At 36.5% G+C, this 14,933-nt stretch carries 15 protein-coding genes and 1 tRNA gene; 14 read left to right on the top strand and 2 right to left on the bottom strand.

The window, feature by feature from the left end; all coding sequences use genetic code 11:
• Positions 1 to 59: 59 nt before the first annotated feature.
• Complete coding sequence (locus tag AB1414_06600) at positions 60 to 191, bottom strand: hypothetical protein (GenBank protein ID MEW6607110.1); 132 nt, start codon at positions 189 to 191, stop codon at positions 60 to 62.
• A gap of 342 nt (positions 192 to 533) precedes the next feature.
• Here AB1414_06600 and AB1414_06595 point away from each other — a divergent pair, with 342 nt between their 5' ends.
• The 5 genes from AB1414_06595 to AB1414_06575 are packed head-to-tail and all read left to right on the top strand — an operon-like array spanning position 534 to position 4,051.
• Positions 534 to 1,568, top strand: a complete 1,035-nt coding sequence (locus AB1414_06595) for a hypothetical protein (protein ID MEW6607109.1) — start codon at positions 534 to 536, stop codon at positions 1,566 to 1,568.
• A gap of 24 nt (positions 1,569 to 1,592) precedes the next feature.
• Positions 1,593 to 1,871 carry an HU family DNA-binding protein gene (locus AB1414_06590; protein ID MEW6607108.1) on the top strand — a complete coding sequence of 93 codons (279 nt, stop codon included), beginning with the start codon at positions 1,593 to 1,595 and terminating at the stop codon, positions 1,869 to 1,871.
• A 26-nt stretch (positions 1,872 to 1,897) separates the two neighbouring features.
• Positions 1,898 to 2,080 carry a hypothetical protein gene (locus AB1414_06585; protein ID MEW6607107.1) on the top strand — a complete coding sequence of 61 codons (183 nt, stop codon included), beginning with the start codon at positions 1,898 to 1,900 and terminating at the stop codon, positions 2,078 to 2,080.
• A gap of 25 nt (positions 2,081 to 2,105) precedes the next feature.
• Positions 2,106 to 3,425: a tRNA (N6-isopentenyl adenosine(37)-C2)-methylthiotransferase MiaB gene (miaB, locus tag AB1414_06580; GenBank protein MEW6607106.1), complete on the top strand. Its 1,320-nt coding sequence runs from the start codon at positions 2,106 to 2,108 to the stop codon at positions 3,423 to 3,425.
• A gap of 44 nt (positions 3,426 to 3,469) precedes the next feature.
• Positions 3,470 to 4,051: a lytic transglycosylase domain-containing protein gene (locus AB1414_06575; protein MEW6607105.1), complete on the top strand. Its 582-nt coding sequence runs from the start codon at positions 3,470 to 3,472 to the stop codon at positions 4,049 to 4,051.
• Here the strand turns inward: AB1414_06575 and AB1414_06570 are convergent.
• Positions 4,015 to 4,197, bottom strand: a complete 183-nt coding sequence (locus AB1414_06570) for a hypothetical protein (GenBank protein MEW6607104.1) — start codon at positions 4,195 to 4,197, stop codon at positions 4,015 to 4,017. The two genes, AB1414_06575 and AB1414_06570, sit on opposite strands and share 37 nt — an antisense overlap.
• A gap of 119 nt (positions 4,198 to 4,316) precedes the next feature.
• Here AB1414_06570 and AB1414_06565 point away from each other — a divergent pair, with 119 nt between their 5' ends.
• The 9 genes from AB1414_06565 to AB1414_06525 all read left to right on the top strand — a co-directional run.
• Entirely contained in the window at positions 4,317 to 4,889 is a 573-nt protein-coding gene (locus AB1414_06565) for a CDP-alcohol phosphatidyltransferase family protein (protein ID MEW6607103.1), read from the top strand.
• 395 nt (positions 4,890 to 5,284) lie between these two features.
• A complete protein-coding gene (locus tag AB1414_06560) occupies positions 5,285 to 6,991 on the top strand; it encodes an ATPase, T2SS/T4P/T4SS family (protein ID MEW6607102.1) in 1,707 nt (568 codons plus the stop codon).
• Between the two features lies 1 nt (position 6,992).
• A complete protein-coding gene (gene acpS, locus AB1414_06555; GenBank protein MEW6607101.1) occupies positions 6,993 to 7,385 on the top strand; it encodes a holo-ACP synthase in 393 nt (130 codons plus the stop codon).
• Complete coding sequence (locus AB1414_06550; protein ID MEW6607100.1) at positions 7,382 to 8,932, top strand: NAD(P)H-hydrate dehydratase; 1,551 nt, start codon at positions 7,382 to 7,384, stop codon at positions 8,930 to 8,932. Before acpS ends, AB1414_06550 begins: the two co-directional genes overlap by 4 nt.
• Positions 8,933 to 9,283: 351 nt before the next feature.
• Positions 9,284 to 9,359: transfer RNA gene (locus AB1414_06545), tRNA-Ala, on the top strand.
• 41 nt (positions 9,360 to 9,400) lie between these two features.
• A complete protein-coding gene (locus tag AB1414_06540; protein ID MEW6607099.1) occupies positions 9,401 to 9,775 on the top strand; it encodes a S1 RNA-binding domain-containing protein in 375 nt (124 codons plus the stop codon).
• A 348-nt stretch (positions 9,776 to 10,123) separates the two neighbouring features.
• Positions 10,124 to 13,225: a tetratricopeptide repeat protein gene (locus tag AB1414_06535; GenBank protein MEW6607098.1), complete on the top strand. Its 3,102-nt coding sequence runs from the start codon at positions 10,124 to 10,126 to the stop codon at positions 13,223 to 13,225.
• 193 nt (positions 13,226 to 13,418) lie between these two features.
• Positions 13,419 to 14,498, top strand: a complete 1,080-nt coding sequence (gene alr / locus AB1414_06530; GenBank protein MEW6607097.1) for an alanine racemase — start codon at positions 13,419 to 13,421, stop codon at positions 14,496 to 14,498.
• Positions 14,499 to 14,765: 267 nt separating this feature from the next.
• Positions 14,766 to 14,933 (top strand): EamA family transporter (locus AB1414_06525; protein ID MEW6607096.1); only part of this gene is annotated, 168 nt, incomplete at its 3' end.

Here is a 14,933-nt window from a genome sequence, read left to right as displayed (position 1 = left end):
ATTGTGGAAAACAACAAATTTCCATAAATTTCTATTAGTTTCTATTAATTTCAATTTTTTTAATAATATCTCCCTATCTCCTTAATCTCCACATCTCCTTTTGTTACACCACCTGAACGCTTACAAGAATTCCTTAATTTTGATATTTGCTCTTTGATTTTTGATATGATATTTGATATGTCATTTTGCATTTTAGTATTTAATTTTTGATTTTGTATTACACAACTTGTTGTGTTTGAAGTGGTTTCGCACTAAGTCAGTACCATTCATTTGTGCTCTCTGACCACGCTAAACAGGAATGGTAATTAATTACCATTTACCAATTACCAGAAACCTTTCGGATAAAAAGTTAAGGTGTGGAGCCAGTAGAGATGAGGTGTTGGGTTTCAGGTTATGGGTGATGGGATAAAATATCCATAACCTATAATCAAAACTGGGGGTGAAGAGAAAAGTAATTATCTCTCGTCCCTTGTCCATAGAAGATTAATTTTATCCGAAAACATTCTACCCAAAAAAAAGGAGGTGAAAAAAGGATGAAGGAGAAACAAACATTAATTAACTTAATTTTACTCGGGGTGCTATTTTTGCTACCCGTTGTGGTAGAATCAGCAACTTCAAATATTCCGGTAATTACAGATGTAACGATTGAGGAACTACAGAAGAAGGTTGAGGCATCCTGGGCCGCAGAGGCAAGAGCTGTAGCAGAGGCAGAAGCGGCGGCTATGGCTGAGGCAGAGGCAAAAGCAGATGCTAAAGTAGCCGAAGAGGCAGTTAGAGAAGCAGAGGCTTTAGCCAGAACAATAGAATCCGCAAAGAAAAAGGCATTGATGAAACGGGATGCGGCTAAAGAAAGTGAAATGATTGCTTTGGCTTGTGCAAAAGCGGCTAAAGCAGAAGAAGCGAAAGCTAATGTTGCCCTTGAAGATGCAAAAGTTCATGAGGCAAAATTACGCGCCGAGATTGAAGTTAGTAAAAGGGATGCAGAATTAGCCTGGCAAGAGGCTAAGATACATCGTATTACCGCTGAAAAATTCCTTGAGATTGCTGATGAATCTCTCATAAAAGGACAATCATCTAAAGCCATAGAATTTGCGACTAAAGCTAAAGATGAAATAGAGATTTCAAAACAATGTGAAGAAAAAGCTAAACTTAAAGATGTGATTGTTCAAGAAACGGAAAATCGGGTTAAATTAGCACTTGAAGAAATATCGGCATCTGTATCAAAGGCACAAGCCACAGCAGAAATGGCTAGAGCCAATGAGGCTAAAGCTATTGCTGAGGCACAAACTGCCCGCGCCGCAGAAGAAGAGGCGAATGCCACAATTGAAGCCGCAGAATTAGCTCACAAAAAATCTATTTCTCAAGCAAAAGCCGCTCAATCAGCCCTCAAATGGGCATCTCTCAAAATAGATGCGTCTAAAAAAGCTCAGGAACAAGCTATCGCTTATGCCAATTTGGGCAAAATTGCCGAAGAAGAAGCTCGACAGGCAGTTGAAGAAAAACGCAGAGAACAAGAACAAGCAAGAACTCTACTTATGGAAGCTCAACGAGCTATTAAAGGCAAATAAACTAACTTTATGGAGGAAGCGGTCATGACCAAGAAAGAATTAGTAATGAAAATCGCTAATGAGCTAAATGTAACTCAAACTATCATAAAATCAGTAATAGAAAAAGTGTTTGAGGGCATAGAAGAAGCTCTTTGTTCAGGACAAAAAATTGAATTAAGAAATTTTGGTATCCTGAAGGTAAAATCAAGAAAAGCACGAGTGGGAAGAAATCCACGAACAGGTCAAATTGTTCCTATTGGAATAAGAAAAGTTATTACTTTCAAATCGGGTAAAAGACTAAGAAAAAAAGTAGAAAATGCTTAAAAAGAAAGTTTGAGGAATGTGAAAATATGCACTTTGATGAAAAAGATATAAGTGAAACTCAATATAAAGAGACGCGAACATGTAGATGTGAAGAATGTGGTTATATGTGGGTACAAGAGGTCCGTGATGAAAATGGTTATGGCGAATTTGAAGAAGAACAAATATCTTCCTGTCCAATGTGTGGGGGGTCATACCTGGCTCAAATGTAACTCGTAAGGAGAAGTCCATAAATTAATGTGCCAGAATAAAGTTCTTAATCTGATTACTTATGGATGTCAGATGAATAAGTATGATTCAGAAACAATTGCGGGAATCCTTCAGGATTATTCTTTAAGTAACGAATTGACTGAGGCTGATGTTGTGCTGGTTAATACCTGTGCGGTGCGACAACATGCAGAAGATAAACTTTATTCCCTGTTAGGCAGACTCTCTAAAATTAAGGACATAAAACCTGATTTTAAAATAGGTGTGTGTGGTTGTGTTGCCCAACAACAGGGAAATAATCTCATAAGGAAATTTCCATCTGTTGACCTGGTAATTGGGCCTGATAATCTTAATAGATTGCCTGATTTACTTGATAAAGTTTATAAAGGGGGAAAAATAGTCTTAACAGAACATCAACCATTACCAGACGATACTCTTCCCTCAAAACGAATGAACAAAATTAAGGCTTATGTGCCAATAACGATTGGATGTAATAATCGGTGTACTTATTGCGTTGTGCCTTATACAAGAGGAAGTCTTCGCTCTAAACCTGCATATCAAATAATAGATGAAATAAAAAAACTGGTTGAATCAGGTTATCAAGAAATAACCCTCTTAGGTCAAAATGTAAATGACTATGGGATTGATTTTAGAGAAACAAAACTTGATTTCCGTGAATTATTAATAATGATTAGCAACATAAACGGTTTAAAGAGAATACGATTTATTACCTCTCACCCCAAAAATTTTAACTATGAATTAATTAATACCATCCCTCAACTCAAGAATATCTGTGCGTATATTCACCTCCCTATTCAATCTGGCTCAGATAAAATCCTTAAGTTGATGAATCGAGGTTATACCCTGAAATTCTATCAGCAACTTGTTGAATATCTAAGAGAAAAAGTTCCTGAAGTGAGTCTTACGACTGATTTAATTGTTGGTTTTCCTGGTGAAGAAGAGGAAGATTTTGAAAAAACACTAAAAGTCGTTGAAGAAATAAAATTTGATTCCGCATTTACCTTTAAATATTCTCCAAGACCAAATACTGAATCCGCTTCCTTCCCAAACCAAATTCCAGAAGAGATTAAACAAAAGAGATTAGAAAAATTAATAGAATTAACCTCCAGAATCACAAAACAAAAAAATCAACAATTAGTTGGAAAAACAACGGAGATTTTAATTGAAGGCAAAAATCCACAAGACCCGTCTTTTCTTATGGGAAAGACAAAAACAGATAAAGTAGTTTTCATCCCTTCCAATGGTAAATCTTTAATGGGTGAATTTGTTAATGTTAAACTCATAAGGTGTGGAACATTTAGTTTTAAAGGAGAGTTGATTAATTCATAGATTTCACAGATTTGATGGAAATTTATAAAAATTGGAGATAAATAATGTTGCGGGGTATAATTGCATTATTTTGTTTAATGATTATTTTGGGGTTAATATTAGTTAATAGTAATTGGTTCTGGGATACAATTGCCCCGGTTTATTATGAAGACATAGTTTATAAATATGCCGAAAAGTATGACATCGACCCTTTTTTAGCTATGGCTATTATCAAAGCTGAATCAAGTTTTTATTCTGGAGCACAATCGCCAAAAGGGGCAATTGGTCTGATGCAAATAATGCCGGCAACGGGTAAAGAAATTGCCTCTAAATTAAACTTAAGACCTTTTGCGGTTTGCGACCTATACGACCCGGAGATAAATATTCAAATTGGATTATATTATTTCGTCAAATTACAAAATAAGTTTAATGGAGATATATATTTAACTTTAGCCGCATACAATGGTGGAGCGGAAAATGTAAAAAAATGGCTATTTGAAAAGAAAATGGGAACGATAAAGTCAAAAGCGGACATTAAAAATATACCATTTAAGGAAACACGAGAATTTGTCTATGATGTTATCTGGAATTACCTGTGGTTTAAAAATATTCATAAAATCAGGAAGGTTTTACAAATCAAAATATAACTTATTTCGTAACCGTTCAGGCTATATATCAAAAGTGTAAGAAAGGGGATAAGGAGATAAGAGTGATATGGAGATAAGATAATAGAAATAGATTGAAATTTATAGAAATAGGTAGAAATTGATTGTGGAAAACAACAAATTTCCATAAATTTCTATTAGTTTCTATTAATTTCAATTTTTTTAATAATATCTCCCTATCTCCTTAATCTCCACATCTCCTTTTGTTACACCACCTGAACGCTTACCTTATTTCAAGAATAAAAAAATGACATTAGCCAATAAAATTACTATTTTAAGAATCTTATTAATCCCAGTTCTTGTTATCTTTTTAGTCTATGGTTACCGAAAAAATCTACTACTTTTTCGTCATATCGCCCTGGGTATTTTTATCCTTTCAATGATAACAGATGCCTTAGACGGAATGGTTGCCCGTGCATTTAAACAAAAAACTAATCTTGGAAGTTTATTAGACCCACTGGCAGACAAATTACTTCTGGTAACTACCTTTGGAGTTATAGGATATATTGGAAAAATCTCATTGGGAATAGTAATCCTGGTGATAAGTCGAGAAGTAATTATGACATTAGGGTGGATTATTCTTCATATATTTAGTCCTAATACGATTACGATTAAGCCAAGCATCCTGGGAAAGATAACAACTGCCCTTCAAATGTTGACAATTATTTGTTGTCTGATAGAAATTCAATATCCAATTATTATTCGCTGGACGCTTATTACCACTATGGTAATTTTTACTATCGCCTCCACACTTCATTATATCTTTGTTGGTAGTCAGATGCTTAATGAAGAAGGAAAGGAAAAGAATAAAGCAGATTAACCACCGGGGCACAAATGACGATGAAAAATAATAGCACGCTGATGATGCGGATATTCGCGGATATAAGATAGAAGACAGAAAAAAGAGAAAAAAATCAGCGAAAATCCGTTAAATCCGTGTCATCCGTGTTCTATTCTTACGACTATTTTCAGGGGAAAGGAAGTTTCACGCAAAGAACGCAAAGAACGCAAAGGGAAATAAGGGAAAAAATTACCTTTGCGTCCTTTGCGTGAATTAACTATTTTCAGGAGAACGGTCATGAACCGTTAGTTCACAAATGAAGATGAAAATAGTGGTAGGAGATAGAAGATGGGAGGTAAGGAGATAGGCGTGAGGAGTGATGTTTTCTTTACTTTCTACTCTCTACTTTCTACTTCCTTATTTTCAGGAGAAAAATGGAAAATAAACCACGAAAAAAAAGATACTTTTTAGGTGAAATGTTAATAGAGTCAAAGATAATTACCCAAAAACAACTGGATGAAGCAATAGAACTACAATTGAAAACAGGTGAGAGAATTGGTAATATCTTAAGAAATTTAGGTTATATAACCGAAAATGACCTTTTAGAAACATTAAGTCAACAATTGGGTATTCCTCGAATTAACTTTAGTGACATAGGAGAAATCCCGAGTGAAGTATTAAAATTAATTCCAGAATTTATCATTAGAAGACATAATTTAATTCCTATTTCACTTACAGATCATAATTTAACCGTAGCTATGTCTGACCCACTGGATATATTTGCCATAGATGATGTAGCGTTATTTATAGGTGACTATCGCATAACTCCAGTAATTGTCTCTGAGGATGACATAAGAAAAACTATCGATAAATATTATGGCGGGGAGATAACTTTTGAGAAAACAATAGAGAAAATAGAAGTAAAATCCACTGATGTTGAAGAGGAAGTAATGGATGTCAGTAAAGTTACCTCTGCGGCTGAAGAAGCTCCATTAGTTAATCTGGTCAATCGTATTATTTCAAATGCGATTCAAACCGGGGCATCAGATATTCATATTGAGCCCTATGAGTATAAACTTCGCGTTCGACAAAGAATTGATGGGATTTTATATGAACTTTCTGCTCCACCTAAAAAATTACTTCTACCTATTATCTCTCGTATAAAAATTATGTCCAAGGCTGATATTACTGAACATAGACGACCGCAAGATAGTCGAGCAAAGGTTATTGTTGGAAATCGAGAGGTAGATATGCGAATATCTTTTATTCCGACTATTTTTGGCGAAAGGGTTGCGATTAGAATTTTAGACCCCAAAAGTCTATATTTAGATTTATCTAAACTTGGTTTTGATGAAGAGTCACTTGCAATTTATCAAAAATATATTAAATCTCCTTATGGAATAGTTCTGGTGACAGGTCCAACTGGAAGTGGTAAGACAACAACACTCTATTCAACATTAGCCACACTTAATTCCGTAGAAAAGAATATTATGACCATAGAAGACCCGGTGGAATATGTTCTTCCGGGTATAAATCAGGAGCAGGTAAGGCCAGACCTTGATGTTACCTTTGCCAGTGGTCTAAGGTCTTTTTTGAGGCAAGACCCGGATATTATTATGGTGGGTGAAGTACGAGATAAGGAAACAGCAGAAACCGCAGTTCATGCCGCATTAACCGGTCATTTAGTCTTGAGCACACTCCATACAAATGATGCAGTAAGTGCGATACCAAGATTGATTTCAATGGACATCGTGCCTTTTCTGGTTTCTTCTTCTTTAATTATGATAATTGCCCAGAGACTATTGCGAGTTTTATGTCATAAATGTAAAACACCTTATCAAATGCCAGGTTCCATACTTACAGAAATGGGATTAAAAGTAGAAGATGGAAATAAGGAAATAACTCTATATCATGGCAAAGGCTGTCCTGCTTGTTTCGATACCGGCTATCGTGGTCGAATTGGGATATTTGAAGTCTTACCAATAGACGAGCACATTAGAAATTTAATCTTTAAATCCGCCTCTATTATTGAAATTAAAGAATATGCCTGTAAGATAGGAATGAAACCGTTAAAGGAAGTAGGTTTTAGTCGAGTCTTAGATGGCACGACCAGTTTAGAAGAATATTTAAGGGTGATTTAAAATGATTCATGGTATTGGAATTGACATTATTGAAATTAAAAGAATAAAACAAACTAAAGAACGATTTGGTAACATATTCTTAACTAAAGTTTTTACTGAATCAGAGATTCGGTATTGCCAGACACATCCTAAAACAGAAGACCAACATTTTGCCGGGCGATTTGCGGCTAAAGAGGCAGTGTTAAAGGCATTTGGACTCCGATGGCCTTTTATCTCACTTAAAGATATTGAGATAATCCCTGATGTGATTACAGGTGCTCCGGAGGTGATTTTATACGGAAATATACTTGGCAAGGCAAATAGACTAAAAATATCATCTATCCTTCTCTCTATCTCGCATACGAAAGAATACGCCATTGCCCAGGCAATATGTAATGTTGGAGATAAATTATGAAAGTCGTATCTAAACAACAAATGCGAGAGATTGATAAAAGAGCCAGTCTTGAATTCAATATCCAGGGTATTGTTCTTATGGAAAATGCTGGACTTGTATCTTCTTTAATTTTAGAGGAGGATTTTCCGAATTTAAAAAACTCTAAAATTGCCATCTTTGTCGGTGGAGGTAATAATGGCGGCGATGGATTGGTTGTTGCCAGACATCTGTTTAATCAAGCAATGGATGTCCAGGTGTATTTGTTAAGAGAACAGGCTCAGATTAAAGGCGATGCCTTGACTAATTTAAACATAGCAAAATCAATCGGTATTCCCATCAAGGAAATAAATGAATTAGAAAAAGAAAAGATTAATATCCTTCAGGCAGATATTATTATTGATGCAATACTGGGCACTGGCATATCAGGAGAGATAGAAGGTTTTTTAGCAGAGGTCATTAATTTTTTAAATGAAACTCAGAAACCAATTATTGCCCTTGACATCCCATCTGGATTAGATGCAGATACAGGTTTTCCTCTGGGATGTAGTATCCGTGCAAATTCTACTTTTACCTTCGGATTACCAAAGATTGGATTATTACTTTATCCTGGAGCAGAATTAGTCGGAGAGCTGTCTGTTATTGATATAAGTCTTCCTGAACAACTCCTGAATGATAAGGAGATTAAAGTAAATTTATTATTAGAGGAGGATATTTTTCCGTTATTGCCACAACGGGCTGAAGATAGCCATAAAGGTTCTTGTGGTAAGGTCATAGTTATTGCTGGCTCGGTGGGTATGACGGGTGCGGCAACAATGACCGCTCAATCTTCCCTGTTGATGGGTGCAGGATTAGTCATATTAGGTATCCCCAAAAGCCTGAACCCAATTGTCGAGATGAAACTTACGGAGGTGATGACGGTACCTTTACCTGAGACTGATGACCAGATACTGAGTCTGAATAGTTATGATAAAATTATGGAATTAATAAAAGATGCCTCTTGTCTCGCCATAGGGCCTGGTCTGGGAAGAAATAATGAAGTTGTAAATTTAATTAAAAAGTTAATTCCAAAGATAAATATTCCAGTGGTTATAGACGCAGACGGATTATTTGCCTTAGTAAATAATTTACACATATTAAAGGATAAAACCTCACCGGTAGTCATTACTCCTCATCCGGGAGAAATGGCGCGTCTTTTAGGAATAGGTATCGATGAGGTAAAAAGAAATACATTAACTATCGCTCGAGAATTTGCCCAAAAATATCAATTAGTGGTTGTGCTAAAAGGTGCGAGAACAATAGTTGCTGACCCAGAAGGTAATATCTTTATCAATCCCACAGGCAATGAAGGTATGGCAACGGCTGGTTGTGGAGATGTATTAACCGGAATGATAGCTGGATTATTAGCTCAAAAAGTCTGTGCGATAGATTCAGCTAAATTGGGTGTTTTTTTACATGGTTTATCCGGAGATTTAGCCCTGGAAGAAAAAGGCGTGTATAGTTTAATTGCCACAGACTTAATTCATAAAATTCCAGAGGCAATTAAAAGATTGGTAACCAATATCTGTTAAGGGGCTAAGCATATCCCACAAGTTTTACTGGACAAATGTGTTCGTGCTGGAGAGAGGAGTAAGTTACAAAATTCCAAATCACAAATTCCAAAATACAAATAAATTCCAATGACCAAAATTCTAAATTCCAAACAATATGATTTAGAGGTTTTTTCAAAGAAGTAATAGAATTAAAGAAAATTTTCTCTTCAATTATTGAAAAATCTAAATCCATTGTTGTAATATAAACTTTGGAATTTAGTGTTTGGAATTTGGAATTTATTTGGAATTTGGTGCTTGGAATTTGGAATTTCTGACTGAATGCTTATCATCCATCCGTCCAGTAAAAGATGTGGGTAAAGATAAGGTTAAGGGGGCGTAGCTCAGTTGGGAGAGCGTCGGCTTCGCATGTCGAAGGTCAGGGGTTCAAATCCCCTCGCCTCCACCAATAAAATGGAATGATGGAGTAAAGGAGAATATTTGATAACTATGCCTTCAGAAATTGGAAGTATCGTTGAAGGAAAAATTACAAAAATAACGAATTTTGGGGCATTTGTCCAACTTGCGGATGGAAGTCAAGGGTTAATTCATATCTCTCAAATTGCAAATCAATTTGTTAAAGATATTTCCGAGCACCTGAAGATAAACGATGTTGTTAAAGTTAAAGTTCTGGCAATGAATGAAAAAGGTTGTTTTGACCTATCTCTAAAAGATGCACAGGATGACCCTGAAAGTTCAAAGAAAAAAATTGACTTATTTGAAGAAAAATTAGCCAGATTTTTAAAAAGTAGTGATGAAAGATTATCAGATTTAAGACGCAATATGGAAGCAAAACGAGGTGGCGGTGGAAGAATTAAATATTGAAAAAACATAACTGTTCAGCCACAGATTAACACGGATTAGCACGGAATTGGTTTTCAAGTTAATAGGACGCAGATTTGCGCAGATTATCAGGATAATAAAAAAAATCGTAAGGGTTCAGGTAGGATAAAAATAAGGAGAAAGGGAGAAGATGGAGAAGTGGAGAAAAGAGTGGATAAAGAAATAGGGTTACTGGTAAATTTCGCAGACTCCAGGATTGATGTCCGAAGGGTGGAGCAAGAAAAAGTTTGAGCCATTTCTCCAATTCTCCCTTTTCCCCATTTCTCCTTGTTTACACTTCTAATGTATAGCCCTGAACGGTTACATTTCAACAAACTGGGAGTTATTTTAATGGCAGAATCTAATCAAAATTTCTCATTTGAAAATGATATAGAAAACCTATTGGGTGATTTAGGAGTAGTAGTAGTAGTAGAAAAAAAAGAGGAATCAGAGGAAGAAAAAATATCTGAATTGCCGGCTAAACAAGAAATCTCCCCTACCCCGCCAGAATCACCGGTTGAACTTGAAGAAGAACTACCCGCCCCGGTTGAAGAAGAAAAGGTTGCCCCGGAAACCGAAGAAGAAACACCACAAGTAAAGGAAGAAGAATTGCCAGCTAATGAAGAAGAAATCTCCCCTACCCCGCCCGCATCACCGGTTGAACTTGAAGAAGAACCACCCGCCCCGGCTGAAGAAGAAAAGGTTGCCCCGGAAACCGAAGAAGAAACACCGCAAGTAAAGGAAGAAGAATTGCCAGCTAATGAAGAAGAAATCTCCCCTACCCCGCCAGAATCACCGGTTGAACTTGAAGAAGAACTACCCGCCCCGGTTGAAGAAGAAAAGGTTGCCCCGGAAATCGAAGAAGAACCACCGCAAGTAAAGGAAGAAGAATTGCCAGCTAATGAAGAAGAAATCTCCCCTACCCCACCAGAGGCACCGGTTGAGATTGAAGAAGAACTACCCGCCCCGGTTGAAGAAGAAAAGGTTGCCCCGGAAACCGAAGAAGAAACACCGCAAGTAAAGGAAGAAGAATTGCCAGCTAATGAAGAAGAAATCTCCCCTACCCCGCCAGAATCACCGGTTGAGATTGAAGAAGAACTACCCGCCCCGGTTGAAGAAGAAAAGGTTGCCCCGGAAATCGAAGAAGAACCACCGCAAGTAAAGGAAGAAGAATTGCCGGCTAAACAAGAAATCTCCCCTACTCCGCCAGAATCACCGGTTGAACTTGAAGAAGAACCACCCGCCCCGGTTGAAGAAGAAAAGGTTGCCCCGGAAATTGAAGAAGAACCACCGCAAGTAAAGGAAGAAGAATTGCCGGCTAAACAAGAAATCTCCCCTACCCCGCCCGCATCACCGGTTGAACTTGAAGAAGAACCACCCGCCCCGGTTGAAGAAGAAAAGGTTGCCCCGGAAACCGAAGAAGAAACACCACAAGTAAAGGAAGAAGAATTGCCAGCTAAAGAAGAAGAAATCTCCCCTACCCCGCCCGCATCACCGGTTGAACTTGAAGAAGAACCACCCGCCCCGGCTGAAGAAGAAAAGGTTGCCCCGGAAACCGAAGAAGAAACACCACAAGTAAAGGAAGAAGAATTGCCAGCTAAAGAAGAAGAAATCTCCCCTACCCCACCAGAGGCACCGGTTGAGATTGAAGAAGAACTACCCACGCCGATTGAACAAGAAATACCTGAATTAGAAGAGACATCGATACCTGTTGAAGAGGAAGTCAAGGAAGAAATTATGCCTGAAGAAAAAATACCTATTATTGAAGAAGAGATACATAAGGAAGAAGAACATGGAGAGGCGTTTGAAACAATCATTACCGAAGACCACTTTGAAGAAATTAAAGAACTAAAAGAAGAACTCCCACGCCCTCTTCCCAAAACTCCAAAACATAAGAAAGAAAAAGTGTCTATACTCCCATTTTTAAAAAGAGGACTACAAATTCTCTTTTTAGGTATTGTGATAACCGGGATTTTATCATTGAGTTATCCAGCTTACCTATATTTCTATAAACCATATCAACATTTTAAATCCGGAGCAAATTATATTCAATCTAAAAAATTTGATAAGGCAGAAGATGAGTTTAAAGAAGGATTAAGTTTTGTTCGAGGGAAAAGAGGTAAGGTTAATGCTTATAATCAATTTGGTGAAGTTTATTTAAAGGTAAATGAGTATAAAAAGGCGGAGCAAAAATTCAATCAAGCCCTTCTTATAGCCCCAGATTACCCTGTTACTAAAAATAATCTTGTCAAACTTCAAATCCAAAAAGGTCATTTAAAAGAAAGTGAAAAGATGTGTAAAGAGATTTTATCCGCACATCCTACAAATATACCAACTTATGTTAATTTAGCCAGGGTATTACTTATGACTTCACGACCCGAAGGCGCAGTTAAATGTTTAAAATATGCCCTTTCTGTAAATAAAAAAGATATAGAGGCCTTATCCCTATATCAACATGCGTTAGCTAAAGCAGGTAAACATCGTGAGTCATTAAGTATTCATCGCTATCTATACCAGCTTGTCAAAGGTAAAAGATTATATTATCCTGATGATTTGACTGATATTGGGCACATTTACTTGAAAAAGGGAGATTTATTTACTTCAGCCGATATTTTTCACCGGGTCTTAAGACATTATCCCAAACACAGTCGGGCAAGATTTTTATTATCTCAAGTATTACTTAAAGAATACAAGGTAGATGAGGCAATAAAAGAGCTTGAAAAAACAACGAAATATAATCCAAACTACGACCCTGCTTATACGCTTTTAGGCCAGATTTATTATGATAAAAAGATATACGATAAGGCATTAATCCGATTTCATAGAGCGACTATGATTAATCCTGAAAACAATGCGGCTTTTGAAGGAATGGGAAATGTTTATTATTATCATCTAAATGCCTATAAGGAAGCGGCAAATGCCTATACAAAAGTAAAAACAACTTCACTTCAAACAAAGTATAATTTAGCTACCTGTTTTTATAAAACAGGTCAATTTGATAAAGCCCTTGAACTATGGAAAAGATTTCCACCAATTCCTGTAATTAACTATAATCTGGCTAATACCTATGTCCAGTTACATAATTTAGACCAGGCAATGAAAGGATATGAAGATTTGATAAATTTTTATAAAGAGAAGATAAAAGCAAGTGCTATTCAACGAGAAAGAAAGGAGATGTATCAAGAATTAAGTGAGATTTATAATAATGTCGGCGTAGTGACTGAATTACAGGGGGAAAGTAAAAAGGCACTTTCTTACTATTGGCAAGCATTAGAATTTGCCTCTTTAGCCGATGGAGAAAATAAACCCGCCTACAATAACCTTAATCGAACCTTTAACTTAGAAGGTTTAAGTTCTGTTACTCAAGCACTAAATGATGTGAAAAAGGTAACCGTTCAGCCACAGAGACACAGAGTTCACAGAGAATTAGAGAAATTAGCCACTGAAAAGTGAGGCTAAAGCCTCGCATACAAATCTTTTTATTATTCGTGTTCATTCGTGGTTATATTCCCTCTGTGTTCTCTGTGACTCTGTGGCTATATCCTTTTACTGAAAAAGGAAGATAGAATAAAAATATAAATGATGCAGGCAATAAATTGCCAGGCTAATAACTTAAAAAATCTATAGAAATTCTTAACCGATTACTATGAATAAATGGATTGAAATTAATCTAACAAATATAACACATAATATCAACCAGGTCCGTAAATTAGTCGGCGATGGAGTAGAGATAATGCCTATTGTCAAAGCTAATGCTTATGGTCATGGGGCTGTTGAAGTTGCAAAAACGGTTATAAAGGCAGGGGCAAATAGATTAGGTGTGGCATCTCTAAATGAAGGGATAGAACTCCGAACCGCCGGAATAACTGCTCCTGTTTTAGTTTTATCTCCTCTTGAATCTAATCAACTTCAACAAGCGATTAATAACCAATTAACATTGACCATTTCAAATCTTTCTGACCTTAAAAATCTACTCAACCAATCAATAAAAATTCATCTTAAGATAGATACTGGTATGGGCAGACTTGGAATTCAGTGTAACGAAATAAATGAATTAATTAAAATCATAAAATCATCTCATTTACAAATAGAAGGTATCTTTTCTCATTTTGCTCAGGCGGATGTGGATGATAAATCATATACCTATAAACAATTTAGTAAATTTCAAGAGATAGTGAAGAACATCTCTGCGTCAGGAATAGATATTCCGATAAAACATATCTCAAACAGTGCCGCAATAATAAAATTTAAGGAGATGCACTTAAATTTAGTCAGACCAGGCATTATGATTTATGGTCTTTACCCTGCACCGAATATCCCTAAAATAGTAGACCTCCGTCCGGCAATGACATTTAAAACTAAAATTATCCAATTGCGTAAAATCCCGCAAGGATATGGTATTTCCTATGGTTCAACTTATATCACTCCTGAAGAAACGCTTATCGCCACTATCCCGATAGGTTATGCCGATGGTTATAACCGACTTTTATCTAATAAGGCACAGACAGTAATTAAAGGAATTCGAGTGCCTATTGTAGGACGAATAACAATGGATTTTTGTATGCTAAATGTAAATAAAGTTCCGGATGTGGCAATTTGGGATGAAGTTATCTTATTTGGTGAAGACCCACAGGCAGATGAATTAGCACAAATCTGTCAGACAATCAACTACGAAATCGTCTGTGGCATAAGTCTGCGTGTACCGCGGAGGTATTGCAGAGACTAAACTTATGAAGAAAATCGGGTAGTGAAGTAATAGAGTGATACATTTAACATCAACATTCCCATACTAGTGTCGTGGTGAACAAATAACGCACGGAATTTGATTCTGGTAACTGGTGATTGGTAACTGGTAATTAAATACCGTTCGGCTGATCTCAGGACGAAACTATTTAACCAGTTACCAGTTACCAATTATCCGTTTGCAGGTTATGAAATCTGATGATACGCCGTGCAAAACTTACTCAACACCACACTAGCAAAAGGACATAGAATGATTTGGGTTATTTATTCATTAATTTCTGCCTTTTCTTCTGCAACAACAGATACACTTTCTAAAAAGGCAATGGAAAAAGAAAACCAATATTTAATTCTCTGGGTAAGATTGGTTTATTGCCTGCCTTTTCTTATGCCATTACTTATTTTTATCCAGATTCCTGAG

Source organism: bacterium (assembly GCA_040755795.1).
Classification (GTDB): Bacteria; UBA9089; CG2-30-40-21; order CG2-30-40-21; family SBAY01; genus JBFLXS01.
Note: the sequence above shows the minus strand (reverse complement) of the source record. Positions and strands in the feature narration are given on the sequence as shown.

Coding starts and splice junctions, on each gene's coding strand:
- AB1414_06550 (MEW6607100.1), top strand. CDS start 7,382: ATGAAAGTCGTATCTAAACAACAAATGCGAGAGATTGATAAAAGAGCC.
- AB1414_06535 (MEW6607098.1), top strand. CDS start 10,124: ATGGCAGAATCTAATCAAAATTTCTCATTTGAAAATGATATAGAAAAC.
- AB1414_06570 (MEW6607104.1), bottom strand. CDS start 4,197: ATGGAAATTTGTTGTTTTCCACAATCAATTTCTACCTATTTCTATAAA.
- AB1414_06590 (MEW6607108.1), top strand. CDS start 1,593: ATGACCAAGAAAGAATTAGTAATGAAAATCGCTAATGAGCTAAATGTA.
- AB1414_06540 (MEW6607099.1), top strand. CDS start 9,401: ATGCCTTCAGAAATTGGAAGTATCGTTGAAGGAAAAATTACAAAAATA.
- AB1414_06600 (MEW6607110.1), bottom strand. CDS start 191: ATGCAAAATGACATATCAAATATCATATCAAAAATCAAAGAGCAAATA.
- alr (MEW6607097.1), top strand. CDS start 13,419: ATGAATAAATGGATTGAAATTAATCTAACAAATATAACACATAATATC.
- acpS (MEW6607101.1), top strand. CDS start 6,993: ATGATTCATGGTATTGGAATTGACATTATTGAAATTAAAAGAATAAAA.
- AB1414_06595 (MEW6607109.1), top strand. CDS start 534: ATGAAGGAGAAACAAACATTAATTAACTTAATTTTACTCGGGGTGCTA.
- AB1414_06565 (MEW6607103.1), top strand. CDS start 4,317: ATGACATTAGCCAATAAAATTACTATTTTAAGAATCTTATTAATCCCA.
- AB1414_06585 (MEW6607107.1), top strand. CDS start 1,898: ATGCACTTTGATGAAAAAGATATAAGTGAAACTCAATATAAAGAGACG.
- AB1414_06560 (MEW6607102.1), top strand. CDS start 5,285: ATGGAAAATAAACCACGAAAAAAAAGATACTTTTTAGGTGAAATGTTA.
- AB1414_06575 (MEW6607105.1), top strand. CDS start 3,470: ATGTTGCGGGGTATAATTGCATTATTTTGTTTAATGATTATTTTGGGG.
- miaB (MEW6607106.1), top strand. CDS start 2,106: ATGTGCCAGAATAAAGTTCTTAATCTGATTACTTATGGATGTCAGATG.